At 65.4% G+C, this 19,456-nt stretch carries 18 protein-coding genes and 1 pseudogene; 8 read left to right on the forward strand and 11 right to left on the reverse strand.

From position 1 onward, the window contains the following. Nucleotides 1-221 precede the first annotated feature (221 nt). The gene (locus DNK34_RS11910; protein WP_131175110.1) at nucleotides 222-1,358 is read left to right on the forward strand and encodes a PQQ-dependent sugar dehydrogenase; all 1,137 of its coding nucleotides are present in this window, start codon (nucleotides 222-224) and stop codon (nucleotides 1,356-1,358) included. Between the two features lie 47 nt (nucleotides 1,359-1,405). On the opposite strand, the gene DNK34_RS11915 is transcribed toward DNK34_RS11910, so the two are convergent. After that, the gene (locus tag DNK34_RS11915; protein WP_207390766.1) at nucleotides 1,406-1,858 is read right to left on the reverse strand and encodes a YybH family protein; all 453 of its coding nucleotides are present in this window, start codon (nucleotides 1,856-1,858) and stop codon (nucleotides 1,406-1,408) included. A gap of 372 nt (nucleotides 1,859-2,230) precedes the next feature. After that, nucleotides 2,231-3,451, reverse strand: a complete 1,221-nt coding sequence (sbcD, locus tag DNK34_RS11920) for an exonuclease subunit SbcD (RefSeq protein WP_131175111.1) — start codon at nucleotides 3,449-3,451, stop codon at nucleotides 2,231-2,233. A 525-nt stretch (nucleotides 3,452-3,976) separates the two neighbouring features. Between sbcD and DNK34_RS11925 the strand changes: the two genes are divergently transcribed. Genes DNK34_RS11925 through DNK34_RS11935 form a run of 3 tightly spaced genes read left to right on the forward strand, consistent with a single transcriptional unit; the run spans nucleotide 3,977 to nucleotide 6,881 of the window. Further along, nucleotides 3,977-4,771 carry a methyltransferase domain-containing protein gene (locus tag DNK34_RS11925; RefSeq protein ID WP_131175112.1) on the forward strand — a complete coding sequence of 265 codons (795 nt, stop codon included), beginning with the start codon at nucleotides 3,977-3,979 and terminating at the stop codon, nucleotides 4,769-4,771. Nucleotides 4,772-4,773: 2 nt separating this feature from the next. Further along, a complete protein-coding gene (locus DNK34_RS11930) occupies nucleotides 4,774-6,126 on the forward strand; it encodes an APC family permease (RefSeq protein ID WP_131175113.1) in 1,353 nt (450 codons plus the stop codon). 50 nt (nucleotides 6,127-6,176) lie between these two features. Then, nucleotides 6,177-6,881 (forward strand): HAD family hydrolase, encoded by a 705-nt coding sequence (locus DNK34_RS11935; protein ID WP_131175114.1) that lies wholly within the window; start codon nucleotides 6,177-6,179, stop codon nucleotides 6,879-6,881. A gap of 1 nt (nucleotide 6,882) precedes the next feature. On the opposite strand, the gene DNK34_RS11940 is transcribed toward DNK34_RS11935, so the two are convergent. Beyond that, the gene (locus DNK34_RS11940; protein WP_131175115.1) at nucleotides 6,883-7,302 is read right to left on the reverse strand and encodes an Lrp/AsnC family transcriptional regulator; all 420 of its coding nucleotides are present in this window, start codon (nucleotides 7,300-7,302) and stop codon (nucleotides 6,883-6,885) included. A 183-nt stretch (nucleotides 7,303-7,485) separates the two neighbouring features. On the opposite strand from DNK34_RS11940, the gene yjeH reads away from it, so the two are divergent. The 4 genes and pseudogenes from yjeH to DNK34_RS11960 all read left to right on the forward strand — a co-directional run bounded on the left by yjeH (nucleotide 7,486) and on the right by DNK34_RS11960 (nucleotide 11,601). Beyond that, nucleotides 7,486-8,748 carry an L-methionine/branched-chain amino acid transporter gene (gene yjeH / locus DNK34_RS11945; RefSeq protein ID WP_131175116.1) on the forward strand — a complete coding sequence of 421 codons (1,263 nt, stop codon included), beginning with the start codon at nucleotides 7,486-7,488 and terminating at the stop codon, nucleotides 8,746-8,748. 55 nt (nucleotides 8,749-8,803) lie between these two features. Then, nucleotides 8,804-10,140, forward strand: a pseudogene (locus tag DNK34_RS11950) (TAXI family TRAP transporter solute-binding subunit). A 62-nt stretch (nucleotides 10,141-10,202) separates the two neighbouring features. After that, nucleotides 10,203-11,210: a nucleoid-associated protein YejK gene (gene yejK, locus DNK34_RS11955; protein WP_131175117.1), complete on the forward strand. Its 1,008-nt coding sequence runs from the start codon at nucleotides 10,203-10,205 to the stop codon at nucleotides 11,208-11,210. Nucleotides 11,211-11,274: 64 nt separating this feature from the next. After that, complete coding sequence (locus tag DNK34_RS11960) at nucleotides 11,275-11,601, forward strand: glutaredoxin family protein (protein ID WP_131175118.1); 327 nt, start codon at nucleotides 11,275-11,277, stop codon at nucleotides 11,599-11,601. Between the two features lie 224 nt (nucleotides 11,602-11,825). Here the strand turns inward: DNK34_RS11960 and DNK34_RS11965 are convergent, their stop codons facing one another. The 8 genes from DNK34_RS11965 to DNK34_RS12000 form a co-directional block, all read right to left on the reverse strand. Next, entirely contained in the window at nucleotides 11,826-12,761 is a 936-nt protein-coding gene (locus DNK34_RS11965; RefSeq protein ID WP_131175119.1) for a glutathione S-transferase family protein, read from the reverse strand. Nucleotides 12,762-12,826: 65 nt separating this feature from the next. Beyond that, nucleotides 12,827-13,126, reverse strand: coding sequence for a GIY-YIG nuclease family protein (locus DNK34_RS11970; RefSeq protein WP_131175120.1), 300 nt, complete (start codon nucleotides 13,124-13,126; stop codon nucleotides 12,827-12,829). A 13-nt stretch (nucleotides 13,127-13,139) separates the two neighbouring features. Then, on the reverse strand, nucleotides 13,140-13,850 hold the full coding sequence (gene pcsA, locus DNK34_RS11975; protein WP_131175121.1) for a phosphatidylcholine synthase: 711 nt from the start codon (nucleotides 13,848-13,850) through the stop codon (nucleotides 13,140-13,142). A 105-nt stretch (nucleotides 13,851-13,955) separates the two neighbouring features. After that, on the reverse strand, nucleotides 13,956-14,462 hold the full coding sequence (locus DNK34_RS11980; protein WP_131175122.1) for a nuclear transport factor 2 family protein: 507 nt from the start codon (nucleotides 14,460-14,462) through the stop codon (nucleotides 13,956-13,958). Nucleotides 14,463-14,813: 351 nt separating this feature from the next. Then, on the reverse strand, nucleotides 14,814-15,575 hold the full coding sequence (locus DNK34_RS11985) for an amino acid ABC transporter ATP-binding protein (RefSeq protein ID WP_131175123.1): 762 nt from the start codon (nucleotides 15,573-15,575) through the stop codon (nucleotides 14,814-14,816). Nucleotides 15,576-15,745: 170 nt separating this feature from the next. Next, on the reverse strand, nucleotides 15,746-16,846 hold the full coding sequence (locus DNK34_RS11990) for an amino acid ABC transporter permease (protein ID WP_131175124.1): 1,101 nt from the start codon (nucleotides 16,844-16,846) through the stop codon (nucleotides 15,746-15,748). 12 nt (nucleotides 16,847-16,858) lie between these two features. Further along, nucleotides 16,859-18,037, reverse strand: coding sequence for an amino acid ABC transporter permease (locus DNK34_RS11995; protein WP_131175125.1), 1,179 nt, complete (start codon nucleotides 18,035-18,037; stop codon nucleotides 16,859-16,861). A 64-nt stretch (nucleotides 18,038-18,101) separates the two neighbouring features. Then, nucleotides 18,102-19,130 (reverse strand): amino acid ABC transporter substrate-binding protein, encoded by a 1,029-nt coding sequence (locus tag DNK34_RS12000; protein ID WP_131175126.1) that lies wholly within the window; start codon nucleotides 19,128-19,130, stop codon nucleotides 18,102-18,104. Between the last annotated feature and the right edge of the window lie 326 nt (nucleotides 19,131-19,456).

Here is a 19,456-nt window from a genome sequence, read left to right on the forward strand (position 1 = left end):
ACTGGGCTCGGGTCACGGCAGAATGGCTATTGTGGCACCGTTGCGCCGGGATCGCCCATGCCGTAGCGCCGGCCTTGACCTTGCTACGGCCCGCCTGCGCCCGTCATGGTCTCGATGGGCGCGAACCAACCGGCCTGACGCGCATCGTAACAAAAACGCCCTGCGCCACTGGCAGGGCGGCAGGTAACGTGATCGTTCGTTCACAAGGAGAGAGATTCGCCATGGCCCGTCCCGTCCACCACCTCCTGGGTGGTATCGCCCTCAGTCTCGCCGCTCTCGGCGCCCAGGCCGCCGACGCCCTGCCCCAGGCGCAGTGGCCATTCACCGCCGAACCCCGGGCCAGCTTCGACGAGCCCTGGGCCATGTCCTTCCTGCCCGACGGCACGCTGCTGGTGACCGAAAAGCGCGGCGCTCTCAAGCACTTCGACCCGAAGAGCGGCAAGGCCGGTGATATCGCCGGCGTACCCGAAGTCGCCTACGGCGGCCAGGGCGGTTTCGGCGATGTGCTGGTGCACCCCGACTACGCCAGCAATGGCTGGGTCTACATCAGTTACGCCGAAGCCGGTGATGGCGATACCCGCGGCGCGGCGGTGGCCCGCGCCAAGCTGCAGCTCAACCAGGACGGCAGCGGCGCGCTGACCGAGCTGAGCGTGATCTGGCGACAGACGCCCAAGGTCAGCGGCGGCGGCCACTACGGCCATCGCCTCGCCTTCGGCCCGGATGGCAAGCTGTGGATCACCTCCAGCGAGCGGCAGAAATTCACCCCCGCCCAGGACATGCAAGGCAACCTGGGCAAGATCGTCCGCCTCGACGACGACGGCAGCCTGCCCGGCGACAACCCCTTCGCCGACCAGGGCGAGGTGGCCGCCCAGGTCTGGTCGCTGGGTCATCGCAACATGCTCGGCATCGCCTTCGACGCCCAGGACAGACTCTGGGTTCACGAGATGGGCCCGGCCGGCGGCGACGAGCTGAACCTGATCAAGCGCGGCGAGAACTACGGCTACCCCGAGGTTTCCAACGGCAACCACTACGGCGGCAAGCCGATCCCCGACCACGACACCCGCCCTGAATTCGAAGCGCCGAAGATCACCTGGAACCCGGTGATCTCCCCGGCCGGTTTCGTCATCTACCAGGGCCAGCGCTTTCCCGGCTGGGACGGCAGCGGCCTGATCGGCGGGCTGTCTTCGCAGTCGCTGGTGCGCGTCGCCTTCGATGGCGACAACGCCCGCGAAGTGGAGCGCTACGCCATGGGCGCACGCATCCGCGAAGTGGAGCAAGGCCCCGAAGGCAGCCTCTGGCTGCTGGAGGATGGCAGCGGCGGCCGTCTGCTGGAACTGCTACCCAAGAAGCAGCCTTAAGCGGCAAGCCAAGCGGGGGGAGAGTCGATCGCCTTGGCGGCCCCCCGCTACTGATAGCCGCTGGGCTGCATATTGCGAATCGCCGTGATCTTCCACTCGCCGCCGTCGCGCACCACCACGAAGGTGCTCCACATACGGCGCGGCGTGCCGTCGGAATTGGGCAGTTCGTAGCGGGCGTCGGCAATCGCACTGTCGGCGTCGACCAGACGCACGGTTTCCACCGTGAGGGTGCGTCCGCCGGGGTTTTGCGCGGAGCTGCGCTGCATGCCGCTGAGGGCGCCCTCGATGCCATGGCGCCATTCGCCGGAAGACACCAGTTGGTCGATGTCATCGGTGAGCAGCGCGCGAATGGCCGTGGCGTCCTGCTCTACACGGGCCTGCTGGTAGCGATCCACCAAGGCGGTGATGGCCTGGATATCGGCGGTGGAAGTGGTCGCCGGTTGGCTGAAGGCGATGCCGGGCAAGGCGCTCAGGAGCATGAAGCAGATGAGTGTTTTCATCGTCGAACTTCCTTGGAGGTGGAAGACTGCTGGCGCTCGGTCGAAGGGGAACCGGTGGCGCCCCCCGCGGATTCCCTTCTGTCCCAGGCGTCGATAGGCCGCGTCGCAAGCGAATGCCTGCTTGCGCCTTGGCCACGCGCCCCAGTCCCGTTTGCGCCCGCTGGTTGTCCGTACAAGAGGGTCTGTCGAGGTTTCAGCACGCCCCCTTCGGGCGGGCGCTGAGACGTCACCAGAAGACCCTAGTGCCGATTGGCGCACCCTTCAACGCGCGTTTCACCGTTCAATTGTTTCAAGGTTTCAGCCAGCCTGCCAGGCGCGGCCCGGGAGGCTCTGCTGGCAAGCCCGCCGCTGCGCATGCGCCACCGCCTGGCCTCAGTCCTGGCCTTCCCGCAGTTCGCTCGCTATCTGCCGGTACAACCCACGCAAACGCTGCTCCTGCTCCGGCGCCAGCGTCTCGGCGGCGAGGCGCTGGTCGAACACCTGTTCGGGATCGAGTTCGTCGAGGGTTTCGCGCTGCTCGCCATGCCAGCTGGCGAGCGCATTGCCGCGCGCCCGGCGGATGCGCAGCACCTCCACCGGCAGGTCCTCGCACAAGGCGGCGATGCGCACCTGCAGGTCACTGAGGTAATCGTCGCCTTCGACCTGCACCTCCAGCCACACAGGGCGCTGCGGTGTGCCTGCCCGGGCGGCTTCGGCGAGTATCGGCGGCAGGCTCTGCAGTGAGCCACGCAGCGATTGCAGAGGCTGGAAATTCGGCACCGGCAAGGCGCGCACCTGGCGCAGGCCGCTGGCGTCCACGTCCACCAGCAGCACTTCCTTCTGCTGGCGGGCCTCGTCGAAACTCAACGGGATCGGCGAGCCGCTGTAGCGGATATGCTCCAGGCCGCCGACCTTCTGCGGCCGGTGTATATGCCCAAGAGCGATGTAATCGGCGGCGGGAAAGGACGACGTCGGGAAGGCTTCCAGCGCGCCGACGTAGATTTCCCGCACCGACTCGCTGGCACTGGCGCCGACGGTGGTCAGGTGGCCGCTGGCGATGACCGGCAAATCACCGCCCAGTTCGTCACGGCGCGCCAGGGCCAGCTCAAAGAGAGCCTGGTAATGCCCGTGGATCGCCTGCTGCAGCGACAGCTGCTTGTCCGCGGCGCTCTGCCCGGCCTCGCTGCGCAACACGTCGCGCGGACGGATGAACGGAATGGCGCAGAGCAGCGCGGCGGGCTGGCCAGCGGCGTCCGCGAGCACCAGCAACTGCTCGTCCAGACGCTCGCGGACGCCCGGAACCACCCGGGTGCCGAGCTGCGCCAGCAGGGTGCGGCTCTCGCCGAGCATCGCCACCGAGTCATGGTTGCCGCCCAGCACCACCAGCTGGCAGCCGCTGTCACGCAGCGCCACGACGAAGTGGTTGTACTGCTCACGGGCATAGCTGGGCGGCGACCCGGTGTCGAACACATCGCCGGCGATCAGCACCAGGTCGACCTGCTGCTGGCGCACCTGCTCGATCAGCCAGGCACAGAAGGCCTGGTGCTCGGCCTGGCGCGTCTTGCCCATGAAATGCTGGCCCAGGTGCCAGTCGGAAGTGTGCAGAAGACGCATCGTGAAGGGTGAGTTCCTAGTGTCGTGTCAACCATGAAATGTCGGACTTCCGTGGATAGCGTCTTGAGCCCTGGCCCGCAAGAGCCCGTTCGCAATCAGGGTTCGCCTGTAGGCGCGTCGACCTCGGCGCGATGCGCTGGCGGCCATGCTGCAAAAACGCGCGATGGCCACGATTCGCCGCGAGGGCGCGGCTCCTAATGTTGCACGCTCATTGCTGAAGCCCGTGTAGATACCGCGCGGCCGACATTTGATCGGTGTCGCGACACTAGTTCTGTTGCCGTTTCGGCGCAAGCCGTGTCGCCAGGCGGGAAAATCCTGCCAACCATGCCCTTTCGCCCCGTTCAAGGCAATCGCACGGCACCCGGTTCACATCAGGTTACATACTCGCAGGCGCCGTAAAACCTGCGCTTGGAGCAATTTCGGCGCCATTCGCCGAGCCCCCGACGTTATTGAGGAGAACCTTGGGCCAAGGCCTTCGGTCGGAAATTTCACCCCCCTACCGCCCTTGCTGAGGAGTATCCGCCGATGAAACCCGCCTCCGCTCGCCCCTTCTCGTTGTTCGCCCTGTCGCTCGGCATGCTGAGCCTGCTGCAGCTTCCCGGGGCTCTGGCCCAGACACCCGCCCTGGACGTCCCCTACGTACCGACGCCGGAACCGGTGGTGGCGCGCATGCTGGAGATGGCCGATGTCGGCCCGGATGACTATGTCATCGACCTCGGCTCCGGCGACGGCCGCATCGCCATCTCCGCGGTACGCGATCGCGGCGCCAAGTCGGCCTACGGTATCGACCTCAATCCCGAGCGTATCGAGGAAGCCGAACGCAATGCCGAGCAGGCGGGCGTCAGCGACAAGGTCAGTTTCGAGCAGGGCGACCTGTTCAAGAAAGACATCTCCGAGGCCAACGTGCTGACCATGTACCTGTTGTCGACGGTCAACATGCGCCTGCGCCCGGTCATTCTCGACACCCTCGAGCCCGGTACCCGGGTGGTCTCCCATGCCTTCAGCATGGAGGACTGGGAACCCGACCGCAGCGACATCGTCGGGGGTGCGCGCGTCTACCTGTGGATAGTACCGGCCAAGGTCGCCGGCTCCTGGCGGGTCGAGGCGGACGGCGAATCCTTCAATGTCGAACTGACCCAGCGCTTCCAGGAAGTGGCCGGCAGTACCGAAAGCCAGCAAGCCGTGCGCGGACGCCTGAACGGCAACGAACTGCGCTTCACGGTCAACGACAAGCTGTATGTCGGCCAGATCGAAGGCGACCGCATCAACGCCGTGTCCGCGGAAGGCGCGGTCGCCGGCTGGAGCGCACAACGGAGCTGAGCATGAATACCTCCCCAGCGGCACGACAACCCGGCCTCTCGGTCACCGACGGTGTGGCCATGCTGGTCGGTGTGGTGATCGGCGTCGGCATCTTCGGCTTCCCGCCCCTGGTGGCCCAGCACGCGGCCAGCCCTGGCGCCTATATCGGCCTGTGGCTGGCCGGCGGCCTGGTGATGCTGATCGGCGCGCTGTGCTATGCCGAACTCGGTGCCGGCTACCCGGACCGCGGTGGCGAATACCACTACCTCAACCTGGCCTGGGGGCGGCAGATCAGCCTGCTGTTCGCCTGGGCCCGGGGCACGGTGATCCAGACCGGCGCCATCGCCGCGGTGGCCTTCATCTACGGCGACTATGCGCAACGTCTGTTGCCACTGGGCGAGCACGGCAATGCCTGGCACGCCACGCTGGTGGTACTGGCCCTGACCGGCCTGAATATCCTCGGCACCCACGAATCCAAGCGCCTGCAGGTGCTGTTCACCAGCCTCACGGTGGGCGCCCTGCTGCTGGTGATCGTCGCCGGCCTGCTGCTCGCCGAGCCCGCCGCGGCCAGCACGCCGACCGCGCAGAGCGGCGACGTCAACCTGGCCGGCATGCTCGGCATGGGCATGGTCTTCGTGCTGCTCACCTACGGCGGCTGGAACGAAGCCGCCTACCTGTCCGGCGAACTGCGCAATCCGGGGCGCAACATGAGCCGCGTGCTGCTGCTCGGCACCCTGGTGGTCACCGCGGTCTACCTGCTGGCCAATCTGGTGTTCATCAACATCTTCGGCCTCGAGGGCCTGCGCCAGTCCAATGCCGTGGGCGCCGACCTGATGGCCATAGTCGCCGGGCCCTGGGCCGCGGTGCTGCTGAGCCTGCTGATCTGCCTCAGCGCCCTGAGCACGCTCAATGCCACCATCCTCACCGGCTCGCGGGTGTACTACGCGCTCGGCCGCGATGTGCCGCAGCTGTCCCTGCTCGGCGCCTGGAACGACCGCGCGGCGACCCCGGTGCGGGCGCTGCTGGTGCAGTGCGCCATCACCCTGCCGCTGATCCTGTTCGGCGCCCTGAGCGAGAACGGCGTACAGACCATGGTCGCCTACACGGCCCCGGTATTCTGGTTGTTCATGTGCCTGACAGCCCTGTCGTTGCTGCGCCTGCGGCGCCTGCAGGGAAACCGCGAACGGCCGTTCAGCGTGCCCCTGTACCCGCTCACGCCACTGCTGTTCGCCGGCAGTTGCCTGGGCCTGTTCTGGGCCAGCACCCTGTATGCCGGGGTCGGCGCCCTGCTCGGCCTGCTGGTGCTGGCCGCCGGCCTGCCGCTGTTATTGCTGCAACGCCCGGCCGAGCAGGCCGTGTCGGGTTCTTCGAGTTGAGCGGGAATCTGTGTTACACAGGGGCTCCAGCCTTCAGGAGATCCCCACGCATGCAACCTCCCCGCCCCATCGACCTGCTGATCTGCGATTGCGACGGCGTCCTGATCGACAGCGAGATCATCGCCGAACGGCATTTGCACAAGGCGCTGGCCGAGCACTATCCCGTTCATGAGCTGGACGTGGTGCTTGCCGGCACGTTCGGGTTGCAGAGCCGCGACATCGTGGCCCGGGCGGAAGCGCATTTCGGCACACTGCTGCCCGAGGGGTTTCTCGAAGAAAACCGCGCCATCATCAAGGCACTGATCCGCAGTGAAGTACAGCCGATCGCCGGCGTGCACGACGCCCTCCTGAAGATCGACCTGCCCCTGGCCGTGGCCTCCAACAGCCACTTCGACGCGGTGACCTTCGCCCTGCAACGCTGCGATCTGACCGAACGCGTCAACCGCGGCGTCTTCAGTGCCGACCAGGTCGAGCGTCCCAAGCCCGCGCCGGACCTCTACCTGCTGGCCGCACGCACCGCTGGCGTCGACCCGCGCCACTGTCTGGTGGTGGAAGACAGCGTCACGGGGGCGACCGCCGCGCTCACGGCCGGCATGCAGGTGGTCGGTTTTCTCGGCGCCAGCCACATTCCCCCGGAGCACGGCGAGACATTGCGCCAACTGGGCGTCGAGCACCTGATCGGGCGCATGGATGAACTGCCGGACCTGGTCGCGCGACTGCAGGCAGAGGCGGCGAGTTCGGGCGCCAAAGCCTGAATCACATCACCCAGTCCTTCACCACCATGTGCGTCTTCACCTTGGTCACGCCGGGGAAATTCTCGATCTCGCCGCGCACCTCGGCCAGGCGCTCCATGGACCCTGCCTCGAGGTAGATCAGCATGTCGGTTTCGCCGCTGATGCCCGAGCAGCGGCGTACTTCCGCGAATGCCCGCATGCGCTCGACGTACTGCTCGCAACGCCCACCCTGATAGAACAGTTCCAGGTAGGCGCGCACCGCCACCGTGGAGGGCTCGGCGATACGCGCGTGATAGCCCTGGATGACGCCAGACGCTTCCAGCTGGCGGATGCGCTCGCTGACCGCGGAGCGCGATAGATTGATCCGCTGGGCGATCGCGGTGACGGTCAGGCGCGCGTCGCTGCGCAGCAGGGCGATGAGGCGTTGATCGAACTTATCCACTCGGGCTCTCGTGCAGGAAACAGGGTGACGGGCAGTTCCGCCATTTCGTCGGTCATCGCCGACGCTTCGCCAGCAGCCTTTGCCAGGACCTGGATTTACCATGAGTCCCTTGGCGGCCGACCAGCGGGTCAGCGTCGTCAACACGCCGTGAATGGGCGCGGCCGAGCAGCCAGAGCATACAACATGAGTCGACTGAATCAGGAATTGGGGCTACTGCAAGGCATTGGCCTGCTGTGCACCTCGCTGCTGGGGACCGGCATCTTCGTGGTCCCCGCCCTGGCCGCCAGCGCCGCCGGCGACGTGTCGCTGTGGGCCTGGCTGGTCCTGATCCTGCTGGTGCTGCCGGTGGCCTTCACCTTCGCCCAGCTGGGACGTCGCTACCCCCATGCCGGCGGCGCCCCGCACCTGATCGGCCGCGCCTTTGGCGAGCGCATGGAGCGGCTGAGCGCCTTCCTGTTTCTGGCGGTGCTGCCCGTGGGCCTGCCGGCCGCGCTGAACATCGCCAGTGGTTTCTGGCAGGCCCTGTTCGACCTCGGCGGCCCCGCCACCCTGGCCATCCAGTTGCTCACCCTGGGCGCCATCCTGCTCCTCGGCCAGCGTCCGGCACGCACCTCGGGCGGCGTGCAGGTCGCCATCGCCCTGGTCATCATCGCCACCATCGCGCTGATCTGGTGGCTGGGCGACCTGCCCCATGCCGGACAACCGCTGCTGCCACCTCTGCAAGGCGCCTGGCACCTGCTGCCGGTTGCCCTGGGCGTGATGTTCTGGTGCTTCGTCGGGATCGAGGCCTTCACCCACCTGGGCGAGGAGTTCCGCAATCCGCGCCGCGATTTCCCCCTGGCGTTGCTGCTCGGCGTGCTGCTGGCCGGGCTGGTGTACTGGGCCTGTTCGGTCGCGGTACTGAGCTTCCACGCCTATGGCGATGCGCGCAGCGATGCCGCGTCGTTGCCGCGCATGCTCGACCTGTTGCTGGGCGAGAAGGCCCGCTGGCTCAGCGCGAGCATCGGCTACCTGGCCTGTTTCGCCTCGATGAACGTCTACATCCAGGGGTTCTCGCGACTGATCTGGAGCCTGGCCGACGAGGGCAAGCTGCCGCGGCGCCTGGCCGTGCGCAATGCCCAGGGCGTACCCGGCCGCGCCCTGCTGCTGGTGGTCGCCAGTTGCGCCCTGTGTGCGCTGCTGGCCTGGAGCCTGTCGCTGTCGCTGGATCAGTTGATCCGCTACGCCAACGGCAACTTCATCCTCATCTACCTGCTCAGCATGGCGGCCGGCTGGGTGCTGCTCGAAGGGCTGTGGCGCTGGCTGGCCGGCCTGAGCGCCCTGCTCTGCGCCGCCATCCTGCTGATGCTGGGGGTCGATGCGCTGTACGCTCTGGGGCTGCTCGGCCTGCTGATGCTGCTCGAGCACCGACGTGAGCAGCGCAGGCAGAATGCGCCCGTGGGGTGACCGCCGGCGCCCTCTGCCTCTATCCTTGGGCAGGACTCGCTGAAAGGAAGCCCGCATGCCGCGCGTACTCAAAGACCTGAGGATCATTCTGCTGGCCAACCTGTGGATCGTGCCGGTGCTCGCCGTACTGGTCGCGGCCCTGTTCTATTTCGTGGCGCCACCACCGCCCATGCACGCCAGCCTGGCCACTGGCGCCGCCGGGGGCGGTTACCACGCCTTCGGCGAAAAGCTGCGCGACGAGCTGGCCAAGGAGGGCTTCACCCTCGAGCTGGTCCCCAGCGGCGGTTCCCTGGACAACCTGGGCAAACTGCGCGCCAACGAGGTGCAACTGGCCCTGGTGCAAAGCGGACAGGAACTGGCCCTGTCCGCCGCCGAGCGTGACGAGCTGCTCGGCCTCGGGGTGATGTATCAGGAGCCCCTGTGGCTGTTCATCCGTGCCGAGCGACCGTTCACCCAGGTCAAGGATCTGCTCGATCTGCGCGTGGCCATCGGCACCCGCAACAGCGGTTCCGGCGCCGTGGTCGGCGCGCTCCTCGACGCCAATCGCATCACCGCGCAGCATTACCCGGCGTCCTGGCAGGCCATCGGTGGCAAACGCGCCGCCGAGGCGCTGATCGCCGGCGAGCTGGATGCCGGCTTCTTCCTCGGCCCGGCAGAGAATGCCCTGATCCAGCAGCTGGCCAGCCAGCCGCAGCTGCGCCTGGTCGGGCTCGGTCGCAGCAGCGCCTACCAGGCGCGCCTGCCCTACCTGAGCCGCCTCGACGTCGGCGAAGGCCTGCTCGACCTGGCCAACAACACGCCGGCGCAGGATATCGTCACCCTCGGCCCGGTCGCGACCCTGATGGCCAACGAGGCCTTCCACCCCTCGCTGACCCCACTGATTCTCGCCGCCGCCCGCGAGGTCCTGAAGGACGGCAACCTGCTCGACGCGGCCGACCACTACCCGGCTGCGCCACCGCGCACGCTGCAAACCCTCGACGAAGCCGAGTATACTACAAGAACGGCCTGCCGATCCTGCAGCGCTTCCTGCCGTTCCGCATCGCCTCGCTGGCCGACCGCTACATCATCCTCGCCATCCCGCTCCTGGTCCTGCTGTTCCCGCTGTTCAAGGCCATCGGCCCGCTGTACCGCTGGCGCATCCGCGCGCGCATCTATCGCTGGTACAAACACCTGCGCGACATCGACCGGCAGTTGCACAGGGGCAGCCTGCCCGCGCACCTGGACGACGAGATCGAACGCCTGGAGCAACTGGAGGACGAACTGGCCAAGGTGGACGTGCCGCTGTCCTACTCCAACGAGCTGTACGAACTGCACGTGCACCTGCGCTACGTCATCGAGCGTCTGCAGGCGCTGCAACAGCGGCGGGCGACCACGGGGGCGACAGTCGGGTAAACTGCGCATCAATCGGGCCCCGCTGGCGCGGCCCCTTGCGTTAACGCCTGAAGAGACCGCACATGCCGATCCGTCACTGCATCGTCCACCTGATCGACAAGAAACCCGATGGCAGCCCTGCCGTTCTGCACGCCCGCGACAGCGAACTGGGCACTTCGCAGGCCATCGAGAACCTGCTCGCCGACCTCAACGACAGCTACAACGCCAAGCAGGGCAAGGCCTGGGGCCTGTTCCACGAAGAGTCGGGCGCCTACCCGTTCAGCGGCTGGCTGAAGGCCTACCTGGAAGAGAGCCGGGACTTCACCGCCTTCAGTCGTCAGGCGGTGGAGCACCTGCAGAAACTCATGGAGGAATCCAACCTCTCCACCGGCGGCCACGTGCTCTTCGCCCATTACCAGCAAGGCATGACCGACTACCTGGCCATCGCCCTGCTGCACCACAGCGAAGGCGTGGCGGTGAACGACGCGCTCGACGTGACGCCGGCCAAGCACCTGGATCTGGGTCAACTGCACCTGGCGGCCCGGATCAACCTTTCCGAATGGCGCAACAACGCCACCTCCAAGCAGTACATCTCGTTCATCAAGGGCAAGAACGGCAAGAAGGTCTCGGAATACTTCCGCGACTTCATCGGCTGCCAGGAAGGGGTCGACTCGCCGGGCGAGACACGCACCCTGCTCAAGGCCTTCAGCGACTTCGTCGAGAGCGAGGACCTGCCGGAAGAACAGGCCAGGGCCAAGACCGACACCCTGGTCGACTACGCCACCAGCCAGGCCAGGATGGGTGAGCCGATGACCCTGGAAGAACTCTCCGGGCTGATCGACGAAGAGCGCCCCAAGGCGTTCTACGACCATATCCGCAACAAGGACTACGGCCTGTCGCCGGAAATCCCCGCGGACAAACGCACCCTGAGCCAGTTCCGCCGCTTCACCGGGCGCGCCGAAGGCCTGTCGATCAGCTTCGAGGCGCACCTGCTGGGCTCCAGGATCGAGTACGACGAAGCCAAGGACACCCTGATCATCCGCAACCTGCCGACTCAGTTGACCGACCAGTTGAAACGCCGCAAGGACTAACCTGACCTGAGCCTGCTGCACTGCGTCGGCAGCGGGCTCCAAGAACGAGGGTTGCACAATGAGCATGAAAAGGATTTTGCTGGTTCTGGCGGTATTGGCGACCTGGCAGCACTGGGATCGCATCGAACCCCTGCTCGGCCTCAGGGACAATGCCCGGGTCGCCGGCCAGGGCGAGGTCATCCTCTACGCCACCTCCTGGTGCGGCTACTGCGCCAAGACCCGGGAGTTCCTCGGCGACCGCGGCATCGCCTATACCGAACACGACATCGAGAAATCCGCCGATGCCCGCCGCGCCTACGAAGCGCTGGGCGGCCGCGGCGTGCCGCTGCTCAAGGTCAACGACACGGTGATCCACGGCTACAACCCCCAGGGCATTCTCGCCGCCTATTGAACGAACCGGGCAACCATAAGGCTGAAGCGGACGACCGATAGGAGCGCTAGAGGCTGGAGGCTGAACGACAAGCAGACCGCATAGGCTCTTTCGTCCAGCGTTCCAGCCTCAAGCGTTTTTGATCGAAGGCCGAAGGCCGCTCCCGCCTTTGATCAGCCTATCCGCGCGCTTGCCCTGTCGGTGCGCCATTCGATCGGTGATGCGGCGCTAGATCCGCTGCCGTCTCAGCGCGCTTCGATACGGAAGCCCAGCCGTGGGAAATGCACGTGCACCACGCCGGCGCGGGCATCCTCGCGGCGCAGGATCAGCTCTTCCACGCCAGCGAACAGCAGCTCCCCTTCCACGGCATCCACGCCGTAGTCGATGGCGGAAATCGCCACGGCCTGGCCACTGGCGAAAGCGTTGGGCTCGGCGAAGGCTTCCTCCGGCAGGGGTGCCGGGCCGGCCTGGTGCGCCACCTCGATGGCCTCCTCGCTGCTCATCGGCAGCGCTTCGCCATGCCCCAGGGCCAGCACGCGGTCGAGCCAGGCGGCGACTGCCGGGTAGGCATCGACCAGGGGTGCGGTCACCGGAGTGGCGCGCAGGAACCACAGCGGATGGGCCATGGCGATATCGGCCAGGCTCGCCTCACCGAACAGGAAATCGCCAGCGCCGGCCGCCAGTTGCGCCTGCAGGCGCGCCATGAACACCGGCCACTGATGCCTGGCCTGTTCGACCGGCAAGCGGCTGGCCTGGCCACCGGCGAACAGCTTGGCACGGTCGGCGACGAAGGCCTGGACGAACTCGGCGGGCAACTTGGCGAAGCGCACGGCGATGGATTCGGGCTGGAACACCAGACTCACCGCATGCTGGAACACCACCGAATCGGCCCACTGGGCGAAGGCGGCGATGGCGAAGGCCTGCGCGCCAGGCAGCAGTGGCGGCTGTGCCCTGTGCACCTCCAGCCGGCGCGCGATCAACGCCGTGTCGCAATAGATATCGGCGCCGATCTGCAGCACCGGGGTCTTGCGGTAGCCGCCGGTCAGGGCGGTGAGATCCGGCTTGGGCATGATCGGCGGGATCTGCACCGAGCGCCAGGCCAGTTGCTTGAAGCCCAGCAGCAGGCGGGCCTTCTCGGCGAAGGGTGACGTGGGGTAATGGTGCAGGATCAGCTCATGCATGGCAGGCTTCCAGTGGACGGAATGGCTGTGCAGCTTACTCCGGCCGCCCCACCGGGCACAGACAGTCAGGCTGATGGTTGTTCATCACGCACATGCATCAGGCCGCCGGTCGCCACCAGGGTTTCCTTGGCCGCCTTGCTCAGGCGCTTGATCGCCCGCTCGCGGCGCAGCGCGGCGCCCTTGCCGGCACAGATCTCGCTGTAGACCAGCGCCACCGCCGGGCTGGAAAAGAAGAAACGCGCGCCCTTGCCGCTCCGATGCTGGGCGAAGCGGCGCTGCGGATCATCGCTGATGCCGCAGTAGAGCGCGCCGTTACCGGCGCGCACCAGGTAGACGAACCAGCACTTGTCCTGCGTTACGCTCATGCCGCTGCGAACGTCAGGCGAACCATTCGCGGGCGGATCGCCACAGGCACATACCGACGAAATACGCCGAAGACAGCCCCCACAGCACCAGCAGCCAGAGCGGCTGGCTGGGGAACTGCAGGATCAGCAGCGCGCAGGAGAACATCCAGAGCATGGTCACGGCGATGTTCAGCGGCATGAACTGCCTGACCCGGAACGGGTGCAGGAACTTCATGCGCGTCAGCGTCAGGGCCGCCAGCAGCAGAATGGTGATGAAGGTCACCCAGGGTTCGAAATCGAGCAGGTACAGGTACACCACCACCACGTTCCAGGCGGCGGGGAAGCCGACGAAGTAGTTGTCCTTGCTCTTCATGTTGACGTTGCAGAAGCAGAACAGCGACGACAGCAGGATCACCCCCACGGCCAGGAGCAAGGTGTACTCGGGCAGCGGGATGAAGCGATAGACGAAGATCGCCGGAATGAACACGTAGGTCAGGTAGTCGATCACCAAATCCAGGGTCGAGCCGTCGAAGTGCGGCAATACCACCTTGACGTCGAACTTGCGCGCCAGGGTGCCATCCAGGCCATCCACCAGCAACGCCAGGCCCAGCCACAGCAGGCAGCTCTCCGGGCGTCCCTCGAGTACCGCGAGCAAGGCCAGCATACCGAGGATCACCCCGCTGGCCGTCACCGCATGCACGCTCCACGCCTTGGCCTTGCTCGCTGATAGCAACATAACACTCATGATCGAAACTCTCTGGCGGACGGGCTTTCATTCAACGAATAGACCAATTGCGCGCAATCCGCCTCTCGTCGATGAAGATTCAGACTGGAAAGCCTACCACTCCGTTCACCCGCGCGCCTCAACGCCGTGCCGCGCAGCCGACGTCCGGGCGGCCTGAAACTGGCGCAAGCCGTTGCTCGCCTGCTTGCGCACGGCCCTCTTCATCAGCGGCGTCCAGCCGATCAGCCAGCCCTGCAAGCCTAGTGCCTGTGCGGCCCAGCGCCACAGGTCGAAGTGGTCATGGTGCTCGACGATGAGCCCGTCGCGGATCACGAAGGAGGCGCGGATGCGATTGACCACCGTCCGCCCCGTCTGGCTGAACAGGTAGGTGGCCACCCAGGTCGCACTGGCGCTGTGCTCGTCCGCCTCGATATCGCCGAAGGTCAGGGAAAAGTCCCTGGCGCGGCTGGTCAGCATGCGCCACATATCGCCGGCATCGGCGCCATGCAGGGTGCCGAACGCCGGATCGCTGAAGCGCACGTCCGGGGCATAACACGCCACCATCCGCTCGGCATCCAGTTGCTGGAAGGCCTGATAGAAGCGGCCGATCAGTTCGACATTGGCGTGGGACATGGCGATGGCTCCAGGGAAGGAACCACAGTATCGCCATAAAGCGCGGGCTCGGCGACGGTCATATCGACCATTTTCGCAGCGCCCTGAAACGCGCAAGGGAGCCCTGAGGCTAATGCCGATCAGATAAGGCTTTGTGCGCCTACAGAAGAAGGGCGGCAAACCGCCGCCCGTGTAGGAGCGTCGACCTCGACGCGATGCAATGGCGGCCATTCCACAAAACCAGTGGTGCGATCCGCAATCGCCGCGGGGTCGCGGCTCCCACAGGGCCAGGGCAAACCGCCGTTTTGCGGGCCAATGCCTAACTGACTGGTATTAGCCCTGAGGCTCCCTTGCGCTGAACGTCTGGCGTTCTCAGTGCAGGATCTGCCCGAGGAACAGCTTGGTACGCTCGTTCTGCGGATTGTCGAAGAAGGCATTGGGTTCGGCCTGCTCGACGATCTCGCCCTTGTCCATGAAGATCACCCGATCCGCCACGGTGCGGGCGAAGCCCATCTCGTGGGTCACGCAGAGCATGGTCATGCCGTCCTGGGCCAGGCCGATCATGGTGTCGAGCACCTCCTTGACCATTTCCGGATCGAGTGCCGAGGTCGGCTCGTCGAACAGCATGATCTTCGGCTTCATGCACAGCGCCCGGGCGATCGCCACACGCTGCTGCTGGCCGCCGGAGAGCTGCCCCGGGTACTTGTGGGCCTGCTCCGGGATACGCACGCGCTCGAGAAAGTGCATGGCGATTTCCTCGGCCTTGCGCTTGGGCATCTTGCGTACCCACATCGGCGCCAGGATGCAGTTCTGCAGCACGGTCAGGTGCGGGAACAGGTTGAAGTGCTGGAACACCATGCCCACTTCGCGGCGCACGGTCTCGATGTCCTTGAGGTCGCGGGTCAGTTCGGTGCCATCGACCACGATGCTGCCCTGCTGGTGTTCCTCCAGGCGGTTGATGCAGCGGATGGTGGTGGACTTGCCCGACCCGGACGGCCCGCAAAGCACGATACGCTCGCCCTGGCGCACATCCAGGTTGATGTCCTTGAGTACGTGGAACTGGCCGTACCACTTGTTCACGCCCTGCAACTGAATGATCGGCGCGGCGTTGGGTTGCTGGTTTGCTTCACTCATAATTAACTCCTCTCAAGGGGCTGATTCAGGATTTAGCGAGCTAGAGCCAGGCAAGGGCTAGGTGCCCCCGCAAAAACAGTCGAGGGAGAGGAATGTACGGCTGTACATGAGCATCCCGAGAGTGTTTTCAACGCCGCCTGGCCGACGCGCAGCAAATTACTGAACAGCTCCTAACGCTTGTGGCCGGTGTCGAGCTTCCTCTCCAGATGCAGGGAGTAGCGCGACATACCAAAACAGAAAATCCAGAAAATCAGGGCGGCGAACACGTAGCCCTCGGTCGCCATGCCCAGCCAGGCCGGGTCGGCCGCGGCCTGCTTGACGCTGTTGAGCAGGTCGAACAGGCCGATGATGATCACCAGGCTGGTGTCCTTGAACAGGGCGATGAAGGTGTTGACGATGCCCGGAATCACCAGCTTGAGCGCCTGCGGCAGGATCACCAGGCCCATCATCCGCCAGTAGCCCAGGCCCATGGCGCCAGCCGCTTCGTACTGCCCCTTGGGGATGGCCTGCAGGCCACCGCGCACCACTTCGGCGATGTAGGCCGACTGGAACAGGATCACCCCGATCAGCGCACGCATCAGCTTGTCGAAGCTCATGCCTTCGGGCAGGAACAACGGCAGCATCACCGACGACATGAACAGCACGGTGATCAGCGGTACGCCACGCCAGAACTCGATGAAAGTGACGCAGACCACGCGCACCGCCGGCAGGTTGGAGCGCCGCCCCAGTGCCAGCAGGATGCCCAATGGCAGCGCACCGGCGATGCCGACGGCGGCGATCACCAGGGTCAGCATCAGACCGCCCCAGCGGCTGGTGGGTACGGTTTCCAGACCGAACACGCCGCCGTGCAGCAGGCTCCAGGCCACCACCGGGTAGATCACCAGGAAGGCGATACCGTAGATGACCTTGCGCGGGAAGCGGGAAATGAACAGGGGCGCCGCGCCGATGATCGCCAGCCAGGCGGTCAGATCCACGCGCCAGCGCAGCTCGCTGGGGTAGAAGCCATACATGAACTGGCTGAAGCGCGCCTGGATGAACACCCAGCAGGCGCCCTCCTTGGTGCAGTCGGCGCGGGTGGTGCCCACCCAGTTGGCGTCGATGAACGCCCACTTGATCAGGGGTGGCACCATCAGCCAGATCAGGTAGATGGCGAAGAAGGTCAGCAGCGTATTGATCCAGCTGGAGAACAGGTTGCTGCGCATCCAGGCGAGCGCCCCAACGCTGGCGCTGGGTGGCGGCTGATCCGGTTTGAAAGTATGGGTCGTGCTCATTGCGCTAGGTCCTCACCGCTCGATCAGCGCGATGCGCTTGTTGTACCAGTTCATCAGCAGGGAAATGCTGATACTGATCGCCAGGTACACGCTCATGGTGATGGCGATCACCTCGATGGCCTGGCCGGTCTGGTTGAGTACCGTGCCGGCGAACAGCGACACCATGTCCGGGTAGCCGATACCGGCCGCCAGGGAAGAGTTCTTCGCCAGGTTCAGGTACTGACTGGTCAGCGGCGGAATGATCACCCGCATGGCCTGGGGAATGATCACCTTGCGCAGCGTCGGGCCCGGGCGCAGGCCCAGGGAGCGGGCGGCTTCGGTCTGCCCGTGGCTGACCGAGTTGATCCCGGAACGCACGTTTTCGGCGATGAAGGCCGCGGTGTAGACGGTCAGCGCGATGGTCAGGGCCAGCAGTTCCGGGATCATCACCCAGCCGCCGACGAAGTTGAAGCCCTTGAGCTCGGGTACCGACCAGTGCAGCGGGCTGCCGAAGACCAGGGCGAACAGCGTCGGGATGACGATCGCCAGGCCCAGGCCGGCCCAGAACTTGTGGAACGGCACGCCGGTGGCTTCGAAACGCTTGTTGGCCCAGCGCGTCATCAGCACGATGGCGACGAGGGTGATCAGCAGGCCGGCCACGAATGGCCAGAACGCCCCGGTCGGCTCGGCCGCCGGCATGTTCAGGCCACGGTTGCTGAGGAAGAAGCTGTCGCCCACGTTGATGCTGGTGCGCGGTCCGGGCAGCGGCAACAGCACGGCGAAGTACCAGAAGAGGATCTGCAGCAACGGCGGAATGTTGCGGAAGACCTCGATGTAGACGGTGGCCAGCTTGCTGATCATCCAGTTCGGCGAAAGCCGCGCGATACCGATGAGGAAGCCGAGAAAGGTGGCCAGCACGATACCGATGAACGAAACCAGCAGGGTATTGAGCAGGCCGATGACGAAGACGCGGGCATAGCTGTCCGCTTCGGTATAGCTGATCAGGTGCTGGGCGATGCCGAAGCCGGCACTGCGCTCGAGGAAATCGAAGCCGGAGGTGATGCCCCGGTGTTGCAGGTTGGTCTGCGTATTGTGGAACAGGAACCAGCCCAGCGCGATCACCCCTGCGACGGTGATGATCTGGAATAGCCAGGCACGCACACGTGGATCGCTCAGGGAAAACCCTTGCGGTGCGCCGATTTGTTTTTGCATGGGAATGCCCCAGGTATAACGGAACGAAAATCGCCCGGCAGGGGACTGCCGGGCGACAGGTCAATCAGCGCACTGGTGGAGCGTAGTGCAGACCGCCTTTGTTCCACAGAGCGTTGAGGCCACGCTCGATCTTCAGCTCGCTGCCGGCGCCGATGTTACGGTCGAAGATTTCGCCGTAGTTACCGACCTGCTTGACGATCTGAACGACCCAGTCCTTCGGCAGTTTCAGATCCTTGCCATATTCACCGTCGGCACCCAGCATACGGGCTACGTCGGGGTTCTTGGTTTCCTTGGCCAGGGCTTCGACGTTCTTCGAGTCGACACCCAGCTCTTCGGCGTTGAGCATGGCGAACAGCGTCCACTTGACGATGGCCATCCAGTCTTCGTCGCCACGACGAACCAGCGGGCCGAGCGGCTCCTTGGAGATCACTTCCGGCAGCACCACCCAGTCGTCCGGCGCGCCCAGCTTGATACGCTGCGCATACAGCTGCGACTGGTCGGAGGTCAGCACGTCGCAACGGCCGGCTTCCAGGGACTTGGCGCTTTCGTCGGAGGTGTCGAAGGTGATGGGGGTGTATTTCAGGCCGTTGGAGCGGAAGTAGTCGGAGACGTTCAGCTCGGTGGTGGTGCCCGCCTGGATACAGATGGTCGCGCCATCCAGTTCCTTGGCGCTGGCAACGCCCAGCTTCTTGTTGACCAGGAAGCCGATACCGTCGTAGTAGGTCACGCCGGTGAAGACCAGGCCCATGCCGCCGTCGCGGGAGCTGGTCCAGGTGGTGTTGCGCGAGAGCATGTCGACTTCACCGGACTGAATGGCGGTGAAACGCTCCTTGGCGGTCAGCGGGCTGTACTTGACCTTGGTCGCGTCGCCGAATACCGCAGCGGCCACACCGCGGCAGATGTCGACGTCGATGCCCTGGTAGTTGCCTTGTGCATCCGGTACCGAAAAGCCCGGCAGGCCATCGCTGACGCCGCACTGAACGAAACCTTTCTTCGTGACTGCATCGAGAGTAACACCGGCATGGGCGAAGCCACTTGCGCCCAGCACGGCGGCGGTGGTCAACACAGCCAGGGTGGTTTTAACCATCTTCATTCAAAAATCTCCAGTGCTCTTGTTGTGTTGGAGTCTCAGCCCTACCACCGTACCCTTTTGGGGCATGCAGGAGCCGTTGGCAGCAACGGTTCCGACCGGGGATCAGACCTCGGCGCGGGTTGGGCGACCCTTTCCCGGATCGCTCGGCAACCCTCGCCAGCCCATTGGTCGAACGGGCCTGAGACGGATAGCTAATTTGCAAATCACCGGGCATGCAGCGCCTGGCGAACCTTTTGGAAACCCCATCAAATCGGCTTCCCCGTCTGCTCCGTAACCGCCGGCGGTGTTACCGCAGGCGGCCAACGACATCAGTCCTCCTCGTTATA

The sequence above is a fragment of the Phytopseudomonas dryadis genome (assembly GCF_004327355.1).
In the GTDB taxonomy this organism is placed as follows: Bacteria; Pseudomonadota; Gammaproteobacteria; order Pseudomonadales; family Pseudomonadaceae; genus Aquipseudomonas; species Aquipseudomonas dryadis.

What these genes read in the sequence shown, in the direction of transcription:
- DNK34_RS11910 (WP_131175110.1), top strand. Translation starts at nt 222, where the DNA reads ATGGCCCGTCCCGTCCACCACCTCCTGGGTGGTATCGCCCTCAGTCTC.
- DNK34_RS11915 (WP_207390766.1), bottom strand. Translation starts at nt 1,858, where the DNA reads ATGAAAACACTCATCTGCTTCATGCTCCTGAGCGCCTTGCCCGGCATC.
- sbcD (WP_131175111.1), bottom strand. Translation starts at nt 3,451, where the DNA reads ATGCGTCTTCTGCACACTTCCGACTGGCACCTGGGCCAGCATTTCATG.
- DNK34_RS11925 (WP_131175112.1), top strand. Translation starts at nt 3,977, where the DNA reads ATGAAACCCGCCTCCGCTCGCCCCTTCTCGTTGTTCGCCCTGTCGCTC.
- DNK34_RS11930 (WP_131175113.1), top strand. Translation starts at nt 4,774, where the DNA reads ATGAATACCTCCCCAGCGGCACGACAACCCGGCCTCTCGGTCACCGAC.
- DNK34_RS11935 (WP_131175114.1), top strand. Translation starts at nt 6,177, where the DNA reads ATGCAACCTCCCCGCCCCATCGACCTGCTGATCTGCGATTGCGACGGC.
- yjeH (WP_131175116.1), top strand. Translation starts at nt 7,486, where the DNA reads ATGAGTCGACTGAATCAGGAATTGGGGCTACTGCAAGGCATTGGCCTG.
- yejK (WP_131175117.1), top strand. Translation starts at nt 10,203, where the DNA reads ATGCCGATCCGTCACTGCATCGTCCACCTGATCGACAAGAAACCCGAT.
- DNK34_RS11960 (WP_131175118.1), top strand. Translation starts at nt 11,275, where the DNA reads ATGAAAAGGATTTTGCTGGTTCTGGCGGTATTGGCGACCTGGCAGCAC.
- DNK34_RS11965 (WP_131175119.1), bottom strand. Translation starts at nt 12,761, where the DNA reads ATGCATGAGCTGATCCTGCACCATTACCCCACGTCACCCTTCGCCGAG.
- DNK34_RS11970 (WP_131175120.1), bottom strand. Translation starts at nt 13,126, where the DNA reads ATGAGCGTAACGCAGGACAAGTGCTGGTTCGTCTACCTGGTGCGCGCC.
- pcsA (WP_131175121.1), bottom strand. Translation starts at nt 13,850, where the DNA reads ATGAGTGTTATGTTGCTATCAGCGAGCAAGGCCAAGGCGTGGAGCGTG.
- DNK34_RS11980 (WP_131175122.1), bottom strand. Translation starts at nt 14,462, where the DNA reads ATGTCCCACGCCAATGTCGAACTGATCGGCCGCTTCTATCAGGCCTTC.
- DNK34_RS11985 (WP_131175123.1), bottom strand. Translation starts at nt 15,575, where the DNA reads ATGAGTGAAGCAAACCAGCAACCCAACGCCGCGCCGATCATTCAGTTG.
- DNK34_RS11990 (WP_131175124.1), bottom strand. Translation starts at nt 16,846, where the DNA reads ATGAGCACGACCCATACTTTCAAACCGGATCAGCCGCCACCCAGCGCC.
- DNK34_RS11995 (WP_131175125.1), bottom strand. Translation starts at nt 18,037, where the DNA reads ATGCAAAAACAAATCGGCGCACCGCAAGGGTTTTCCCTGAGCGATCCA.
- DNK34_RS12000 (WP_131175126.1), bottom strand. Translation starts at nt 19,130, where the DNA reads ATGAAGATGGTTAAAACCACCCTGGCTGTGTTGACCACCGCCGCCGTG.